Genomic DNA, 16,489 nt, shown 5'->3' on the forward strand with positions numbered 1-16,489 from the left:
AGGCGCGGATTCTATAGGAAAAAGTCAGATTGTCAAACACACCAAAACCTCTTGCTAAGCTTTCCAAGATTCGCCGGGCTGATCCCGAGCTCGCTCGCGAGCAGGCGCAATATGAGCGTCCGCTGCCCAGCCGCGAGTACATATTGCAAATTCTGGTTACCGAAGGTGCTCCGCTCAGTACGGATCGGCTGGTTGAATTGCTGGATATTCAACCGGACGAGATGGAGCCATTCCGTCGGCGTCTAGGCGCTATGGCACGCGATGCGCAACTCATGCAGAACCGTCGTGATGACTGGTTGATTCCGGATAAGGCGGATCTGGTTCGTGGCCGCGTCATTGGGCATCCCGATGGGTTTGGTTTTCTGGCACCAGAAGAAGGTTCAGGCGATATTTTTCTTTCTGCCAAAGAGATGGACAAGGTGCTGCATGGTGATCGAGTGATCGCACGCGTGATCGGTGTTGATCGTAAAGGGCGCCCCGAGGGAAAGATTGTCGAGGTTACCGAGCGCGTCAATAAAACGCTGGTCGGGCGAGTGCTCGAAGAGCATGGCGTGGTTTTTGTCGTACCGGAAAACCGCCGCATTAGTCAGGATATTTTTCTGGCACCGGCGGAGAAAGGGCCCAAAAAATTACCCAGGCCGACTGCGGGCCAAATTGTGATGGTCGAGCTGATCGAGCAACCAAGCAAGAATTCGCAGCCGATAGGCCGCATTGTCGAAGTGCTCGGCAATTACGCTGACCCCGGAATGGAAATTGAAATTGCACTGAGAAAACATGAGCTGCCTTTTGATTTTTCAAAAGAGGCGCTGGCTGAAACGAAAAAATTGCCGGATGGCGTACGCAAGTCGGACTGGAAGGGCCGCGAAGATATTACGCGCATGCCGCTGGTAACCATTGATAGCGAGACAGCGAAAGACTTTGATGATGCGGTTTATTGCGAGCGACAAGGCAAGGGGTTTCGGCTCGTCGTTGCCATTGCGGATGTTTCGCACTACGTCACAGAAAATGGTGCGTTAGATCGGGAGGCCTATGAGCGCGGAAACTCGGTGTATTTTCCGCGTCGTGTGATTCCGATGCTGCCAGAAAAGTTGTCGAATGGATTGTGTTCACTCAATCCACAGGTTGAGCGTTTGTGCATGGTTTGTGACATGGCCATCAATGGGTCTGGTACGATTACTCGCTACCGGTTTTATCCTGCGGTGATGTTTTCGCATGCACGCTTGACGTATACCGAGGTGGCCGCAGCACTCTATGAAAAAGAAGCCAGTGCCTGCGCGAAACTAGCCCCTGTATTGCCTCATCTTGAAGCATTGGAGGCGCTTTATCGACAGTTAGCCAAGGCGCGCGCGAAACGCGGTGCGATTGATTTTGAAACGGTTGAGACGCGTATGTTGTTTGATGAGAATGGCAAGATTGACCGGATCGAGCCATACGAGCGAAACGATGCGCATCGATTGATTGAAGAGTGCATGCTGGCAGCTAACGTTTGTGCCTCCGGATTTTTGCATGAGCAAGAACACCCGACGCTGTATCGCGTGCACGAAGGGCCAACGCCAGAGCGTCTGGAAAAGCTGCGCGATTTTCTGGGAACTTTTGGGCTGCAATTGAGCGGTGGAAACACCCCCAGCGCAAAGGATTATGCAGCTCTGCTAAGCAAAATCGGCACTCGGCCAGATCGGCAGTTACTGCAAACCGTCATGCTCCGTTCCCTGCGGCAGGCAATTTATAGCCCGGATAATGTGGGCCATTTTGGTTTGGCGTATGAGAGCTACACCCACTTTACGTCGCCGATTCGGCGCTATCCTGATTTACTGGTGCATCGCGCCATAAAGTCGGCGCTGGCAAGACGGCGATATGAGCCGGGTAACTGGGAGGAAATCGGTTTGCACTGCTCAAAAACGGAACGCCGTGCTGACGAAGCAACGCGCGATGTGGAGATGTGGCTTAAGTGCTATTACATGCGCGATCGTGTTGGCGAAGTTTTTGAGGGCAGCATTTCTTCCGTTGTTCCGTTCGGAATTTTCATTGCGCTGGATGGTGTTTTTGTTGAAGGCCTGGTTCATGTGTCAGAACTCGGGCAGGACTACTTCCACTTCGATGAGAAAACACACACCATGGTTGGAGAGCGTAGCGGCCGACGTTTTCGTTTATCTGACCGTGTTCGGGTGCAGTTGGTGCGCGTGGATATGGAAGCCAGCAAGATTGATTTTCGGTTGGCAGATGCGCCGCTAGCAGCGCGACGCTAGGTAGAAGGCATCTGGTCACCCAGATGGGCCATAAGGCTCGGCAACAAATGCTCTTCCGCCTTGCGAGTGAGTTCGCCCAGTAACTGATCGGCAATGCCATCAGTTACTTTCAGGATGGTTGCCGGGAGCTCTTGTTCCAGCCAGTGCGCTAATTCTTTTTGCACTGCATCGCGCTGGGATGCTTGGAGATCGGCTAAAGCGGGTTCCGGGGCTGTTACTCTTTCCGTTAGCAGGGGAAGGTCGTGGTCAGCGGTGGCGTGCTCTGCGATATGAGGTGTCGGCTCAACGTGGGACACCGTTTCAATGCCTGTTTCGACAACGGGTGGTGAAACAGGCTGCGATGGAGACGCGATAAACACTCGTCGTCGCTGGATTAGCTTGTCCGCATCCGCCAGCAGTCTGGCCGTGTCGTCAGTAGGAATAAGGTCAGGCATTTTTTGAAATATCGTGACTTTCAATTGAGCAGCCTTGTTCGCGATAAAAACGAAAGCGGTCACGCCCGGGCAGACGAACTTCATTACTCAAACTGATGATTTCCACGATATGCGAAAAGCGATCAAATCCCGCAGGAATGTCGTCTGACAGATTAACGAGCGTTCGTTTATCAGTCGGGGCGTCGAGCTGAGTGGTGATGAGTACCGGCGTTTCAGCGGCAAGTGCAGCGTTGGTTCGACAGTGCGGCGTAAAGCCAAGGGATGTTTGCGTCCATAACAGACGATCCAGAGTTTCTGCGTGCTCTTCCCGCGGGGTGTAGATCAGCACAGGCGTGCTTTTGCGATGGGCCTCTGCAACCCATTGGGCCGCAGCGTGCAACCGATCATTGGCTCCGTGAAAGAAACTGATGCGAGTCATTTTTTCTTGGGCTTGACGATAACTTTTGGTGCCTGATTTGCACGCCCGAGCAGAAATTGGGTGAGTAAAGGCACCGGCCGACCGGTGGAACCTTTTTCTTTGCCTGAACGCCATGCGGTACCGGCGATATCAAGGTGCGCCCAACGGTATTTTTTTGTGAAGCGAGCAAGAAAGCACGCGGCTGTAATTGATCCAGCTGCACGCCCGCCGATATTGGCCATGTCAGCAAAGTTGCTCTTTAGCTGCTCTTGATAGTCGTCCCATAAGGGCAGCTGCCAGGCACGGTCACAAGAAGCTTGCCCTGCATCTAATAGCTCTTTGGCCAGGCCATCATGGTTAGCCAGAAGCCCAGAGGCCACATGCCCGAGGGAAATGACGCAGGCACCAGTTAACGTGGCGACATCAATCACGCATTCTGGATTAAATCGTTCAACGTAGGTCAGTGCGTCACACAAAACGAGCCTGCCTTCGGCATCAGTATTTAGAATTTCGACAGTTTGCCCCGACATGGAGGTGACAATGTCTCCGGGTTTTGAGGCAGCACCGTCGGGTAAATTTTCGCTGGCAGGAATGACGACGATAAGATTGAGCGGTAGCTTCAGCATGGCGACTGCCTTGAGTGTTCCCAAGACGCTTGCTGCACCACTCATGTCGTACTTCATCTCGTCCATTTCAGCACCGGGTTTGAGCGAGATGCCACCGCTGTCAAAGGTAATTCCTTTGCCCACCAGTACGATAGGATTTTCTTTTTTAGCGCCCCCCCGATAGCGAACGATAATGAATTTAGGTGGTTCGCGCGAGCCGCGTGAGACGGAAAGGAGGGTGTTCATCCCGAGCTTTTCCATGGCGCTTTTTTCGAGCACTTCAATTGCAAACTGGTGGGTTTTAGCTAATTTTTTAGCTTCATTAGCCAAGTAGGTTGGTGTACAAATGTTACCCGGAAGATTGCCAAGATTCTTGGCCAGCGTCATGCCTTCAGCAATGGCCAGGCCTTCGGTTAAGGCTAATTCTGCCGTTGCCGATTCGTTACGGTCAGGTATGGCGTAGGCAATTTTTCGTAGTGATTGCGGATTGTCTTCTGGTTTGGATTTGAGATGATCAAATCTGTATATTGCTTCTTGGACCACAATCGTTGCTTGACGAATTTTCCATGCTAAAGATTGCTTGGCAACATCGAGTTCTGCCAAGTACAAGGTGGCGTCAGTTGTCCCAGTTCCATTCAGATGTTTGATCGCGGCGGTGACGATTAATAGATAATTTTTTTCATTCAACTCATCTTCTTGGCCGCAGCCAACTAGCAAAACACGTTCGGCTAGAGCCCCTGGCAATTTCTGCAGTAAGAGTGTTGTGCCCAGTTTGCCTTTCATATCTCCCCGGTCGATTGCTTCACTGATCACATGTTTAACCGCTTGATCGAGCGTTTTGGCACTTGCGGAGAGTTTTCCGGATTGATAAACACCGACCACTACGCACCCGCCCCGCCTTTTTTCCGGGCCTTCAATTTTTATGCTAAATTCCAAAAAGATTCTCCTTAGGGGTTGTGGATGGCACTTGAAGTAAAAAAGTGCAAGGCTCGATTCTCCTTAACTTTCCTTAAGAAGTCAAAACATACCCTTCGCCTACAATGATTTATCAACGCGCCGCAATCAGGGAGTTCACCCAAACAGCGGCGGCGGTTTTTACCGCGCTACTCGCGATTCTGCTGACGACGCAACTGATCCGGCTTTTGGGTCAAGCCGCAGGCGGAAAGCTGGCCTCTGAAGCTGTCATGGCACTACTTGTATTTGGGGCGATTAGCTATCTCCCAGTCCTTCTCTCATTGACTATTTTTGTCTCGGTTTTATTAACCCTGTCACGGTGGTATCGTGATTCCGAGATGGTCATCTGGCAGGCTTCGGGTTTGCCGTTGTCGGTATGGATAAAGCCCGTACTTAAGTTTTCTATGCCTCTAGTTCTGGGCATTGCACTTCTTTCATTGATGCTTGCGCCTTGGGCAATGCAGCAAGGAGAGCTCTATCGTCAAAAAATAGATGATCGCGGCGATGTGGCGCGCGTTTCACCGGGCGAGTTTAATGAATCCGGGACTGGCGATCGTGTATTTTTTGTCGAGAGTATTGCAGGGCAGGAAGGTATTGTAAAAAATGTTTTCATTAGTTCTGTGCAGCAGGGCCATACGGGAGTGATGGCAACGGCCATGGGGCATACCGAGAATGCACCCAATGGGGATAAGTTTCTCGTTCTCGATAATGGGCGGCGTTACGAGGGAGCTGCAGGTACGCCCGAGTACCGCGTCATGGAATTCGATCGCTACGCGATACGGATTGAAACCAAAGAAACGCATAGCCTTGAAGAATCTCCACGCATCAAGCCGCTTCCCGATCTGCTCAAAGAGTCTCAGCCCACATATAAAGCTGAGCTATTGTGGCGACTAGGCTTACCCTTGGCGGCCCTTAATCTTGCCCTCTTAGCGATACCCCTTTCTTTTGTCAGTGCGCGCGCAGGGCGAACTCATAATCTCTTCTTTGCATTGTTGGCGTACATGCTGTACAGCAATCTGTTGAGTATTAGTCAGGCTTGGGTTGCTCAAGAAAAGTTGCGTTTTGGGATTGGTGTGTGGGCAATACATGCTGTTATGCTGGTACTGCTTTTGGTACTTTTTTACTATCGTCAGAATCCATTTGTTTGGGTAAAAACTCGATGGCGTTAAAAATCTACGAACGCCATTTAGCAAAAGAAATTTATGCTTCAACGACGTTGGTCTTGTTTGCCTTTCTGATGTTGTTTGCTTTTTTTGATCTAATTCATGAGCTGGAGAGCATTGGCAAAGGTGGCTACCGACTCCAGCACGCCTTGGTTTATATCGGGTTAACCTTGCCGGGCAGGTTGTATGAGTTATTCCCGATCGGGATTTTGATTGGTACTTTGTATGCACTCGTGACGCTTGCACGGCATTCTGAAATTGCAGTACTCAGGTCGGCAGGCTTATCAACGCGCGAGTTTTTGTTTTCTTTAGGTCGTATTGGTCTTATTTTTATTGTTCTTACGCTTGCGGTGGGTGAGTTTTTAGTACCTCCGGCAGAGCAGGCGGCACAACAGTGGAGACTTAAAGCGATGGGAACTGTGGTAGCGAAAGAATTTCGCTCCGGCCTATGGATTAAGGATGAGACTTCATTTATCAATGTAAGCGAAGTTTTTCCGGATGCTTCGCTCAAAGATTTACGAATTTTTGAATTCGATAAAGGGTTCCAGCTAAGCTCTATCAGCGAGGCAAAAAAAGGACGTTTTATTTCCGAAGGCCGGTGGGTCCTTGATGATGTTGTGCGTACCGTTTTTTCGGGAGATTCTGCGCACGTCGAACGTACAGCGACATTTCAATGGAAGTCCGCTTTAAATCCAGATCTTTTGGTGGTTTTGATGGTGGACCCAGGACGGATGTCATTGTTGAATTTAACGCGGTATATACGCCATTTGCGGAACAATCAGCAAAAGACGGAGCGCTATGAGATTGCACTGTGGAAAAAGCTGACCTACCCCTTTGCTCCGCTTGTCATGATGGCGCTGGCATTGCCGTTTGCTTATTTGCAGGACCGTATGGGCATTACGAGCATTCGCGTATTTTCTGGCGTCATGTTAGGCATTGGCTTTCATATGCTTAACGGGCTATTTTCAAACCTTGGAGCTATCAACAGCTGGCCGCCATTTCTCTCTGCCATGACGCCTAGCTTGTTATTTCTTTTGGCAGCTACCGGCATGCTGTGGTGGGTTGAGCGGCGTTAGTTAGGGCTGGCCGTTTGTTATTGTTTGGGCCTGAATATGATCCGTGTCTTTGCTAGTCGGTCATGTAAAAATTGACGATCCCGATCCAATAACGCCCATAAGAGCCCCGCACAAAAATAAATGATGCTGGGCCAAGCCAAAAGGTAGCGCAAAACGAGTCTTTCAGGGGATGGGCGAGTGTAGTCTTCAGTGACGATTTGTAGCTGCCAAGTTTGCATTGCAAGCGTTTGGCCTCCAAAGTGCCAATATCCAATAAAGTAAGCCCCAAGAACAACAAAAACATGCAACAACAGTGCCCAACCCGGCAGCACCATGGATGTTGTGATTCCTAAAAGCAAATGAGGAACGAGAAAAGTTATGGAGAGAACCCCGAGCAGGAGTAAACATTCATACGCCATACTTGCAAAGCGACGCCGCAAGCCAGTCAACACGACCTTTTGAGCGTGATCGCGATCTATTTCTGATGGTGACACAGGATTACGGAGCGGTAGCAGAATGAGACGGTTTGATAATTGGATGGGTTGGATACGGGGATATTTTTTTCTTTAAGGGTAATACTGATTGCTTTGGAGCTGACCTTGTTTTTCGCTGACTCTTGGCCTCTGACTTTAAGCGAATCTTTTCGCTTTCCGGAAGTGCTTGATACTCCTGCCATTTATTTTTGAGGGTTGCTTTCTGCTTTGGCGATGACTGTTGCAGAAATTTGTACTTTTCTCGTGCAAGTTTGCGCTCCTCAGGTGTGAGTTTCACCCATTCGTTCATATGGTTCTGAGTACGCACTTGTTCCTCAACTCCCATCGATGGATATCGTTTGGCAATTGCCAGCCATTTTTTCCGGCTGTAATTGTCCATGCTATTCCATGAGTTTGAGAGGGGTGTGAGAATAGTCCTCTGCTTATTACTCAATTCGGCCCATGTTGGCTGGGTATTTGACGAGTCAAAGGCATAGCCGGGCATCGAGGCTAACGCAAGGGTTATTGCGAGGATAAGTCGGCGGAAGGTTTGAGCCATGCTTGAAAGCCCGGATCAAGATATGCGGTAGGTGGTAGTTCATCAGTCAGAAGAGCGCTATCAATTTCATCATGCTCTTGGGCCTGCTCAGCGCCATTCCAGTAGTAAGTTCCTATGGTGCCCACACTAAGGGCTAAAACGATGATCAGAGTTTTAGCATAACTAAAAATTTCTTGTTCTACCAAAGCAGTTACACCTGCCAGCGTAAAGACGTGAACATTTCGAGCGCTCAACGCAAGACTTCGCGCCTTGCGTAGACGCATCAACACGGTAGGATCAAGTGCTGACGTTCCCTCTTCAAGGTAATTACGAATTTTAGATGCGAATTCAGTCTCTTCATTCATAGCGCGATGCCTTTTGCTTTTAGTGCGGCTGCCAACGTATGGGTTGCACGTGAGCAGTGAGTTTTGACGCTGCCTTCTGAACAGCCCATGGCTAGCGCTGTTTCGCTAATATCCATCTCTTCCCAGTAACGCATCAGGAAGGCTTCTCGTTGACGTGTGGGCAGTTTTTCAATCTCTGTTTCGATAATTCCAAGCAACTGGGATTGTTCGATTTGCTGCTGTGGGGAAGATGAGCTCTTATATTCGCTACTAGCTGAAATAATGTCCAGAGGGTCAGTTTCATCATCGTCGTCACTTACAAAAGATGAGAATAAGCTCATCCATAACGAACGTACTTTTGAACGGCGAAAGCTATCCCTGATAGTGTTTTGTAAAATTCGCTGAAACAGCATGGGCCATTCGCTCGCAGGGCGAGCGCTGTATTTTTCAGATAATTTCATCATTGCGTCCTGTACGGCATCTAGCGCCACATCTCTATTTTTTACAGCAAACATGGCCTGCTTGAAGGCGCGCCGTTCAATACTGGCCAGAAAGTCGGATAATTCGTTTCTCGAGATGGAGACTGGTTTCATGCAATAGAATTGAGGATATGACGATCTAAAACTAGGTCTGGGATTTACTTTATCTTGACCACTTACCAGCAAAACGGTAAGGTTACACGTTTACCTCAAAAAAGTGACCACAGGTGTAATCAATGCAGCTAACCGGTGCTGAAATTGTAGTTAAGTGTCTTCAAGAAGAAAAGGTTGAATATGTGTTCGGTTATCCTGGGGGATCCGTTCTCTATATTTATGATGAATTCTTCAAGCAAGACAAGTTTAAGCATGTTTTAGTTAGGCATGAACAGGCCGCAGTTCATGCCGCGGATGCTTATTCCCGTTCGTCAAACAAGGTGGGTGTCTGCATGGTGACATCCGGCCCCGGTGTTACCAATGCCGTGACTGGTATCGCTACAGCACATATGGATTCAATCCCTCTGGTAATTATCAGCGGGCAGGTACCAACGCATTACATTGGCCAAGATGCTTTTCAGGAGTGCGACACAGTTGGTATCACACGTCCTTGTGTAAAGCATAATTTCCTCGTCAAGGATGTAAAAGATCTGGCCATAACGATTAAGAAAGCGTTTTATATAGCCCAGTCGGGGCGGCCGGGCCCTGTGCTTGTTGACATCCCGAAGGATGTGACAACGCATAAGTGTGAGTTTGAGTACCCGAAGACAATTTCAATGCGCTCCTACACCCCCGGAGTGAAGTGTCACAGCGGCCAGGTAAAAAAGGCACTCCAGTTGCTTTTGGAGGCAAAGCGCCCAATGATCTACACCGGTGGCGGTGTTATTCTTTCAGACGCCTCGGTTCAGCTGACCAAATTGGTTAAAACGTTGGGATTTCCTGTAACCAATACATTGATGGGTCTGGGAGGGTATCCTTCAACGGACAAGCAGTTTGTTGGCATGTTGGGAATGCATGGTACTTACGAAGCGAACATGGCGATGCACCATTGCGATGTGTTGGTCGCGATTGGCGCGCGATTTGATGATCGTGTCATCGGTAACCCTGCAGATTTCGGGTCTATGCCGCGTAAGATTATTCACATCGATATTGATCCCTCCTCGATTGCAAAGCGGGTCGATGTGGATGTTCCTATCGTTGGCCATTTGCCAGAAGTTCTTGGCGAGTTGCAATCGCTACTTGATGACCAAAAGAGTAAGCCTGATGCAAAAGCGCTGGCTTCCTGGTGGAAGCAAATCGATGAATGGCGGAGTAAGAACTCGCTTAGGTACAAACAAGGCAAGGATATCATCATGCCTCAGTATGTTATCGAGAAGCTCTATGAAGTGACGGGCGGCGATGCATTTGTGACGTCTGATGTTGGTCAGCACCAGATGTGGGCAGCTCAGTATTACAAATTCGACAAGCCTCGGCGGTGGATTAATTCGGGGGGCTTGGGGACCATGGGTGTTGGCTTGCCTTACGCAATGGGTGTTCGTTTTGCAAACCCAGAAGCGACGGTTGCTTGTGTTACTGGTGAAGCATCAATTCAGATGAACATTCAAGAGCTTTCGACGGCTAAACAGTTTCGTCTGCCGATAAAAATTATTAATCTGAATAACCGTTATCTTGGAATGGTTCGCCAATGGCAACAGATGTTCCATGGTGATCGACATGCTGAGTCCTATGTGAATGCCTTGCCTGATTTTGTGAAGTTAGCTGAAGCCTACGGGCATGTGGGTATGCTGATAGAGCGTCCAGCGGATGTTGAGCCCGCATTGCGCGAGGCCTTTACCAAACACAAAAATGATCTGGTGTTCATGGATTTTATAACAGACCAAACAGCCAATGTTTATCCAATGATTGCGGCAGGCAAAGGTTTGTCAGAAATGATTTTGGCAGAGGACCTGTGAGCATGAGACATATCATTTCGATTCTTCTAGAAAATGAAGCAGGTGCTTTGTCTCGCGTGTCCGGTCTTTTCTCTGCGCGGGCTTTCAACATTGAATCACTCACTGTTGCAGCAACAGAAGACCCTTCATTATCGCGGATGACCATTGTTAGCAGTGGATCCGATAGTGTCATTGAGCAAATTACCAAGCAACTGAATAAGCTCATTGATGTCGTCAAAGTGGTTGATTTATCAGAAGCTCCTCACATTGAGCGTGAGCTGATGTTAGTCAAAGTTCGTGCTACCGGAAAAGATCGCGAAGAAATGAAGCGTATCGCGGATATTTTTCGGGGGCGAATTGTCGATGTGACGGAGTCGACGTATGTTATCGAACTAACAGGAGACTGTTCGAAACTGGATGCTTTTCTTGAGGTTATTGAGCATCCACTCGTTTTAGAAACAGTTCGTACTGGCGTGTGTGGCATTGGTCGTGGTGACCGTATTCTCAAAGTTTAATTTTTTGAAACCAAGGAACAATAAATAATGAAGGTTTTTTACGATAAAGATGCTGATATCTCCCTGATTAAAGGCAAGAAAGTTGCCATTATCGGCTATGGCTCACAAGGCCATGCGCATGCGCAAAATCTGAAGGATTCAGGTGTTAAGGTGGTCGTTGGCTTGCGTAAAGGGGGGGTGTCTTGGGATAAGGCTAAAAAAGCCGGGCTCAAAGTCGAAGAGATTGCCAAAGCAGTGAAAGAGGCCGATGTCGTTATGATTTTGTTGCCTGACGAAAATATTCCTGCGGTTTACTACAATGACATCGAGCCTAATATCAAAAAAGGCGCAACGCTTGCTTTTGCTCACGGCTTTAATGTGCATTACAACCAGGTCGTGCCCCGTGCCGATTTGGATGTGATTATGATTGCCCCGAAAGGCCCGGGCCATACGGTTCGTTCCGAGTATTTGCGTGGCGGCGGTGTTCCATCACTAATCGCTGTTTATCAGGACAATTCAGGCAAAGCGAAGGCGGTTGCGCTTTCGTATGCCGCAGCTAATGGTGGTACCAAAGGTGGCGTTATTGAAACCAATTTCCGTGAGGAGACAGAAACTGATTTGTTTGGCGAACAAGCAGTCCTTTGCGGCGGCCTGGTTGAGCTGATTAAAGCTGGCTATGAAACGCTGACGGAAGCAGGCTATGCACCTGAAATGGCTTACTTTGAATGCCTGCACGAGGTGAAGTTGATTGTCGATCTGATTTTTGAGGGCGGCATCGCCAACATGAATTACTCCATCTCCAATAATGCTGAATACGGCGAGTATGTTACCGGGCACAAAGTGATTGGTGCCGAATCGCGTGCTGCCATGAAAGACGCACTAAAGTCCATCCAGCAAGGTGAGTATGCTAAAAAGTTTATTCTCGAAGGGCGTACAAACTACCCGGAAATGACGGCTCGTCGTCGTTTGACTGCTGAGCATCCGATTGAGGTGGTGGGAGAGCAATTGCGTGCAATGATGCCGTGGATCAAGAAAAATAAGTTAGTTGATCAGTCTAAAAACTAGGTTTTTTTGGAAAGACACGAAAGAAGGCACAGCCAGGCTGTGCCTTTTTTCTTCTGCGATTTGGTGAAACTTAATTAAGATAGCGACTTCAGTCGACAACTCAACAACGCTTATGAATCATTACCCGCATCCCATGCTTGCTCGCGAAGGCTGGTCTTTTATTTTCTTTGCGCTTTTGGCAGCAATAGGGAGTTTGTATTTCCTGGGTTTGGCGTGGAGTATTCCGGCCTGGATTTTTTTCGTATTTTGCGTACAGTTTTTTCGTGATCCTGCTCGACCGATTCCGCAAGGTGAAAAAAGTGTTCTATCCCCAGCTGATGGCCGTATTGTGGTCATTGAGCCGGCGCGCGATCCTTGGCTTGATCGAGAGAGTGTGAAGGTGAGCGTTTTTATGAATGTTTTTAACGTGCATTCAAATCGCAGTCCGGTCGATGGTGAAATTATGCATTGCTGGTACCATCCGGGTAAGTTCTTAAATGCCTCCCTGGATAAAGCTTCGCTTGAAAATGAACGCAATGCGTTACACATTCGCACCCGTGACGGGTTTGATATAACTTGCGTTCAAGTTGCGGGCTTAATTGCGCGACGGATACTTTGTTATGTTGATAGCGGACAAAAAATGACCCGTGGTCAGCGTTACGGATTTATTCGCTTTGGCTCACGCGTTGATCTTTATCTTCCACCTGAAACCCGCATAAAAGTCGGCGTTGGCGAGACGGTAAAAGCATCGTCGACTATTCTTGCTGAGCTGCCATAATCTCGTCCAAAGACAAAAAGCTTGCCCCTGCGAAAACCATGAGTCCTTTACCCCCAACGCCGCCCGTACGATTAGATAAAACGCTAATGAGCCCCGGTTTTCGACGACGGGGTATTTATGTGCTGCCTAATCTTTTAACGACAGCCGCTTTGTTTGCAGGCTTTTATGCCATCGTGCAAGCGATGAATGGTCGTTTTGAACACTCTGCCATAGCAATATTTATCGCTATGGTTTTGGATGGTTTGGATGGGCGCGTTGCCCGAATGACGAACACTCAAAGTGCATTTGGAGCAGAGTACGACTCACTTTCTGACATGGTGTCTTTTGGTGTGGCGCCTGCATTGGTTGTGTACGAATGGTCATTAAAAGGTTTGGGCAAATTAGGGTGGATTGCTGCTTTTATTTACTGCGTTGGCGCTGCATTGCGGTTAGCAAGATTCAATACCAACATGAGGACAACCGATAAACGTTATTTTCAAGGCCTGCCAAGTCCCGCGGCGGCTGCCTTAATTGCTGGGCTGGTTTGGGTGTTGCTCGACCTTGAAGTTACGGGAGAGGATGCACGTTGGATTGCCTGTATCCTGACTATCTTTTCAGGCATCACAATGGTCAGCAATATTCCGTATTGGTCTGGCAAGGAGATCAATCTTAAAAAAAGCGTGCCATTCATGATGGTTGCCGTGATTGCACTAGGCTTTGCGTTCGTATCGTCTTACCCCCCGGGGGTTTTGTTTTCGCTATTTTTGGTTTATGCCTTGTCCGGTTATATCTTGTTCGCATGGCGTTGGCAAAATAAACGCAAGTAAAATCTCAAACGTATTGCAACAAAAGCATAAAGCATTTATAGTCGATCCATGGTTCCGACGACACTTTTCCAGTTTGTGTTTTTCGCTCTATTCGGCGCGCTTGTTGTGCGCTGCTCGTTGCGCGCCAAGACTTTGCCACTGCTGCGCAACGCGCATAAATAAACTCCTCCCCATAATCCGGTTAACTTGAAGCAACTCCAGAATGGAGAGGCTTTTTTACGTGTGCCTATTTTGAATTCTCCAAGGAGATCACCATGTCCAAAGAACAATTGATTATTTTCGATACCACGTTGCGCGATGGCGAACAAAGTCCAGGCGCTTCAATGACTAAGGAAGAAAAGTTGCGAATCGCACGGCAGCTTGAACGCATGCACGTCAATATCATTGAAGCCGGATTTCCTGCCGCTTCCAACGGAGATTTTGCTGCGGTTAAAGCCGTTGCTGAGGCAATTAAGGGCTCGACCGTTGCAGCCCTTAGCAGGGCTTTTGATAAAGATATATCGCGGGCTTTGGAGGCTATCAAGCCGGCTGCGTCAGGCCGTATCCACACATTCTTGGCGACAAGTCCAATCCATATGGAGAAGAAGTTGCGCATGTCGCCAGACGAAGTCCTTGTCGCTGCAAAAAGTGCGGTGCGCTTTGCGCGTAACGGCATTGATGATGTTGAGTTTTCATGCGAAGACGCCGGTCGGTCTGAATTGGATTTTCTCTGCAGAATTATTGAGGCAGTTATCAAAGAAGGTGCAACGACGATCAACATTCCTGACACCGTTGGCTATAACGTACCCGAGCAATTTGCTGAGCGTATCGGACAATTACGCGAACGCATCCCAAATTCAGATAAAGTTGTTTGGTCAGTGCATTGTCACAATGATCTTGGATTGGCCGTAGCAAATAGCCTCGCTGCGGTAATGGCTGGCGCACGTCAAGTCGAGTGCACGATCAATGGGTTGGGTGAGCGGGCAGGTAACGCATCTCTTGAAGAAATTGTTATGGCTGTTCGTACGCGACAAGATATTTTCCCGTGCGAGACTCGCATTGATGCAACGCAAATTGTTCCGGCCTCTAAAATGGTTTCCAGTATCACTGGGTTTCCAGTTCAGCCCAATAAAGCGATTGTCGGTGCCAATGCCTTTGCTCATGAATCAGGCATTCATCAAGATGGCGTATTGAAACATCGCGAAACTTACGAAATCATGCGTGCTGAAGATGTAGGCTGGAATGCCAATAAACTCGTTTTGGGCAAACTTTCAGGCCGAACTGCATTCCGGGCGCGCTTAAAAGAGCTTGGCATAGAAGTGGATAGCGAACAGGTGCTGAATACGGCATTTATGCGATTTAAAGAACTGGCTGATAAGAAGCATGAAATATTCGACGAAGACTTACATGCGATCATGAGCGATGAGGCCGTCACGCTGGAGTCCGAACGCTATCGACTTGTTTCATCCATGTTTCATTCCGAAACAGGTGAAGCGCCATTGGCGCGACTTGTTATCTCAACAGAAGGTGTCGAAAAAGAGGCAGAAGCCAGTGGCAGCGGGCTTGTTGATGCAACATTCAAAGCGATTGAAAGCGTAGTTGCAAGCGGGTCTGAGCTCTTGTTGTACTCGGTAACTGCCATTACTACAGGGACGGACGCGCAGGGCGAAGTGACCGTTCGCCTCGCCAAAGATGGTCGAATCGTCAATGGACAAGGCGCAGATACTGACATTGTTGTTGCTTCGGCCAAAGCCTATATCCATGCTTTGAACACCCTGAGTTCAAGGAAGGAAAAACTTAATCCGCAGATTTAGCGAGCTTGGAAGGAGCCGTAGTTCGTGCATAAGCGACGCAGCTAACAAATAGCAGGAAGGCTAAGAGCGCTTCTGCTACGGCCAGTGTCTGGCTAGTTCCTGTTTCTGCCGTCGCACGAACAATACCCTCGGTAAGGTAGGCGAGGGTCAGCATCGATGTCCATTGATGCGTGTAGCGTTTCCCATGCAAAATGCCAAAAAACGGGAAAAGAAGCGGAAGTGCTTTGAGAAAAAGTGTGGAACCACCTGGATGAATCGGCGCTAACCAGAGTTCCCACGCTAAGCAAAGAAAGAGCAGGCCATTGAGGCTGAAAATGGCAAGACGATTTGACCAAACGGCAGCAGTCATGAAGCAAGCTTCTTTGCGGTTTCAGCCAAGCGCCGCCCAAGAGTAATCGCCAATTGCCGCTCAAAATCAGTGCATGCAGTTAAGCCCGCAGTGCCGCTGACATGGCTTGCCCCGTAAGGAGTGCCGCCGCCAGTAGTAAGAGATAATGCAGGCTCTGTGTAGGGAATACCAACTAGAAGCATACCGTGGTGAAGTAGTGGGATCATCATTGATAAAAGCGTCGATTCCTGGCCGCCATGCTGTGAAGCAGACGACGTAAATACCGATGCGGGTTTGCCTGCAAGTGTGCCTTTGAGCCATGCGCTACTCGTTGAATCGAGGAAGTATTTCATGGATGCTGCCATGTTACCAAATCTTGTTGAGCTGCCAAGTGCAAGTCCTATGCACTCCTCAAGGTCTTGCAGTTCAACATAGGGTGCTCCGTTTGCTGGGATAGTATCTTCTGTTGCTTCGCAGACGGTAGATACTCTTGGCACAGTACGTACGCGCGCCGATATGCCTGGGACTTGTTCAATACCTTGCACAATATGCCGCGCAAGTTCGAGAACTGAGCCATGACTGCTGTAATAGATAACTAGTATTTCCTTCATGCTTTTTAAGATGCTTTCATTC

At 48.7% G+C, this 16,489-nt stretch carries 18 protein-coding genes; 9 read left to right on the forward strand and 9 right to left on the reverse strand.

Annotated features, from left to right (window positions below; translation table 11 throughout):
- Window positions 1–29: 29 nt before the first annotated feature.
- A complete protein-coding gene (rnr, locus tag PG1C_RS03805) occupies window positions 30–2,246 on the forward strand; it encodes a ribonuclease R (protein ID WP_202636087.1) in 2,217 nt (738 codons plus the stop codon).
- On the opposite strand, the gene PG1C_RS03810 is transcribed toward rnr, so the two are convergent.
- The 3 genes from PG1C_RS03810 to PG1C_RS03820 are packed head-to-tail and all read right to left on the reverse strand — an operon-like array spanning window position 2,243 to window position 4,618.
- Window positions 2,243–2,680 carry a hypothetical protein gene (locus PG1C_RS03810; RefSeq protein WP_202636088.1) on the reverse strand — a complete coding sequence of 146 codons (438 nt, stop codon included), beginning with the start codon at window positions 2,678–2,680 and terminating at the stop codon, window positions 2,243–2,245. The two genes, rnr and PG1C_RS03810, sit on opposite strands and share 4 nt — an antisense overlap.
- Window positions 2,673–3,098, reverse strand: coding sequence for a DNA polymerase III subunit chi (locus PG1C_RS03815; protein WP_202636089.1), 426 nt, complete (start codon window positions 3,096–3,098; stop codon window positions 2,673–2,675). Before PG1C_RS03815 ends, PG1C_RS03810 begins: the two co-directional genes overlap by 8 nt.
- Window positions 3,095–4,618 (reverse strand): leucyl aminopeptidase, encoded by a 1,524-nt coding sequence (locus tag PG1C_RS03820; RefSeq protein ID WP_202636090.1) that lies wholly within the window; start codon window positions 4,616–4,618, stop codon window positions 3,095–3,097. The genes PG1C_RS03815 and PG1C_RS03820 overlap by 4 nt, the downstream gene beginning before the upstream one ends.
- 104 nt (window positions 4,619–4,722) lie before the next feature.
- Here PG1C_RS03820 and lptF point away from each other — a divergent pair, with 104 nt between their 5' ends.
- Window positions 4,723–5,805 carry an LPS export ABC transporter permease LptF gene (gene lptF, locus PG1C_RS03825; RefSeq protein ID WP_202636091.1) on the forward strand — a complete coding sequence of 361 codons (1,083 nt, stop codon included), beginning with the start codon at window positions 4,723–4,725 and terminating at the stop codon, window positions 5,803–5,805.
- Window positions 5,796–6,875 (forward strand): LPS export ABC transporter permease LptG, encoded by a 1,080-nt coding sequence (gene lptG, locus PG1C_RS03830; RefSeq protein ID WP_202636092.1) that lies wholly within the window; start codon window positions 5,796–5,798, stop codon window positions 6,873–6,875. The genes lptF and lptG overlap by 10 nt, the downstream gene beginning before the upstream one ends.
- 17 nt (window positions 6,876–6,892) lie before the next feature.
- On the opposite strand, the gene PG1C_RS03835 is transcribed toward lptG, so the two are convergent.
- Genes PG1C_RS03835 through PG1C_RS03850 form a run of 4 tightly spaced genes read right to left on the reverse strand, consistent with a single transcriptional unit; the run spans window position 6,893 to window position 8,802 of the window.
- On the reverse strand, window positions 6,893–7,348 hold the full coding sequence (locus PG1C_RS03835) for an RDD family protein (RefSeq protein WP_237218285.1): 456 nt from the start codon (window positions 7,346–7,348) through the stop codon (window positions 6,893–6,895).
- Between the two features lie 4 nt (window positions 7,349–7,352).
- A complete protein-coding gene (locus PG1C_RS03840) occupies window positions 7,353–7,886 on the reverse strand; it encodes a DUF3106 domain-containing protein (RefSeq protein ID WP_202636093.1) in 534 nt (177 codons plus the stop codon).
- Window positions 7,850–8,230, reverse strand: a complete 381-nt coding sequence (locus PG1C_RS03845) for a DUF3619 family protein (RefSeq protein ID WP_202636094.1) — start codon at window positions 8,228–8,230, stop codon at window positions 7,850–7,852. The genes PG1C_RS03840 and PG1C_RS03845 overlap by 37 nt, the downstream gene beginning before the upstream one ends.
- Window positions 8,227–8,802, reverse strand: a complete 576-nt coding sequence (locus PG1C_RS03850) for an RNA polymerase sigma factor (RefSeq protein ID WP_202636095.1) — start codon at window positions 8,800–8,802, stop codon at window positions 8,227–8,229. The genes PG1C_RS03845 and PG1C_RS03850 overlap by 4 nt, the downstream gene beginning before the upstream one ends.
- A 122-nt stretch (window positions 8,803–8,924) precedes the next feature.
- Here PG1C_RS03850 and PG1C_RS03855 point away from each other — a divergent pair, with 122 nt between their 5' ends.
- The 6 genes from PG1C_RS03855 to PG1C_RS03880 all read left to right on the forward strand — a co-directional run bounded on the left by PG1C_RS03855 (window position 8,925) and on the right by PG1C_RS03880 (window position 15,528).
- On the forward strand, window positions 8,925–10,634 hold the full coding sequence (locus PG1C_RS03855; RefSeq protein WP_202636096.1) for an acetolactate synthase 3 catalytic subunit: 1,710 nt from the start codon (window positions 8,925–8,927) through the stop codon (window positions 10,632–10,634).
- 2 nt (window positions 10,635–10,636) lie between these two features.
- The gene (gene ilvN, locus PG1C_RS03860) at window positions 10,637–11,128 is read left to right on the forward strand and encodes an acetolactate synthase small subunit (protein WP_202636097.1); all 492 of its coding nucleotides are present in this window, start codon (window positions 10,637–10,639) and stop codon (window positions 11,126–11,128) included.
- Between the two features lie 27 nt (window positions 11,129–11,155).
- Window positions 11,156–12,172, forward strand: a complete 1,017-nt coding sequence (gene ilvC / locus PG1C_RS03865; RefSeq protein ID WP_202636098.1) for a ketol-acid reductoisomerase — start codon at window positions 11,156–11,158, stop codon at window positions 12,170–12,172.
- Window positions 12,173–12,284: 112 nt separating this feature from the next.
- Complete coding sequence (locus tag PG1C_RS03870) at window positions 12,285–12,929, forward strand: phosphatidylserine decarboxylase (RefSeq protein ID WP_202636099.1); 645 nt, start codon at window positions 12,285–12,287, stop codon at window positions 12,927–12,929.
- Between the two features lie 86 nt (window positions 12,930–13,015).
- A complete protein-coding gene (gene pssA, locus PG1C_RS03875; protein WP_237218286.1) occupies window positions 13,016–13,735 on the forward strand; it encodes a CDP-diacylglycerol--serine O-phosphatidyltransferase in 720 nt (239 codons plus the stop codon).
- A gap of 254 nt (window positions 13,736–13,989) precedes the next feature.
- Entirely contained in the window at window positions 13,990–15,528 is a 1,539-nt protein-coding gene (locus tag PG1C_RS03880) for a 2-isopropylmalate synthase (protein WP_202636101.1), read from the forward strand.
- On the opposite strand, the gene PG1C_RS03885 is transcribed toward PG1C_RS03880, so the two are convergent.
- Window positions 15,512–15,877, reverse strand: coding sequence for a DUF2069 domain-containing protein (locus PG1C_RS03885; RefSeq protein ID WP_202636102.1), 366 nt, complete (start codon window positions 15,875–15,877; stop codon window positions 15,512–15,514). The two genes, PG1C_RS03880 and PG1C_RS03885, sit on opposite strands and share 17 nt — an antisense overlap.
- A complete protein-coding gene (wrbA, locus tag PG1C_RS03890) occupies window positions 15,874–16,467 on the reverse strand; it encodes an NAD(P)H:quinone oxidoreductase (protein WP_202636103.1) in 594 nt (197 codons plus the stop codon). Before wrbA ends, PG1C_RS03885 begins: the two co-directional genes overlap by 4 nt.
- Window positions 16,468–16,489 lie beyond the last annotated feature (22 nt).

The organism is Rugosibacter aromaticivorans, assembly GCF_000934545.1.
Lineage (GTDB): Bacteria > Pseudomonadota > Gammaproteobacteria > Burkholderiales > Rhodocyclaceae > Rugosibacter > Rugosibacter aromaticivorans.

Coding starts and splice junctions, on each gene's coding strand:
- lptF (WP_202636091.1), top strand. CDS start 4,723: ATGATTTATCAACGCGCCGCAATCAGGGAGTTCACCCAAACAGCGGCG.
- lptG (WP_202636092.1), top strand. CDS start 5,796: ATGGCGTTAAAAATCTACGAACGCCATTTAGCAAAAGAAATTTATGCT.
- ilvC (WP_202636098.1), top strand. CDS start 11,156: ATGAAGGTTTTTTACGATAAAGATGCTGATATCTCCCTGATTAAAGGC.
- ilvN (WP_202636097.1), top strand. CDS start 10,637: ATGAGACATATCATTTCGATTCTTCTAGAAAATGAAGCAGGTGCTTTG.
- PG1C_RS03810 (WP_202636088.1), bottom strand. CDS start 2,680: ATGCCTGACCTTATTCCTACTGACGACACGGCCAGACTGCTGGCGGAT.
- PG1C_RS03850 (WP_202636095.1), bottom strand. CDS start 8,802: ATGAAACCAGTCTCCATCTCGAGAAACGAATTATCCGACTTTCTGGCC.
- PG1C_RS03815 (WP_202636089.1), bottom strand. CDS start 3,098: ATGACTCGCATCAGTTTCTTTCACGGAGCCAATGATCGGTTGCACGCT.
- PG1C_RS03840 (WP_202636093.1), bottom strand. CDS start 7,886: ATGGCTCAAACCTTCCGCCGACTTATCCTCGCAATAACCCTTGCGTTA.
- PG1C_RS03885 (WP_202636102.1), bottom strand. CDS start 15,877: ATGACTGCTGCCGTTTGGTCAAATCGTCTTGCCATTTTCAGCCTCAAT.
- PG1C_RS03870 (WP_202636099.1), top strand. CDS start 12,285: ATGAATCATTACCCGCATCCCATGCTTGCTCGCGAAGGCTGGTCTTTT.
- PG1C_RS03855 (WP_202636096.1), top strand. CDS start 8,925: ATGCAGCTAACCGGTGCTGAAATTGTAGTTAAGTGTCTTCAAGAAGAA.
- PG1C_RS03845 (WP_202636094.1), bottom strand. CDS start 8,230: ATGAATGAAGAGACTGAATTCGCATCTAAAATTCGTAATTACCTTGAA.
- PG1C_RS03880 (WP_202636101.1), top strand. CDS start 13,990: ATGTCCAAAGAACAATTGATTATTTTCGATACCACGTTGCGCGATGGC.
- pssA (WP_237218286.1), top strand. CDS start 13,016: ATGAGCCCCGGTTTTCGACGACGGGGTATTTATGTGCTGCCTAATCTT.
- wrbA (WP_202636103.1), bottom strand. CDS start 16,467: ATGAAGGAAATACTAGTTATCTATTACAGCAGTCATGGCTCAGTTCTC.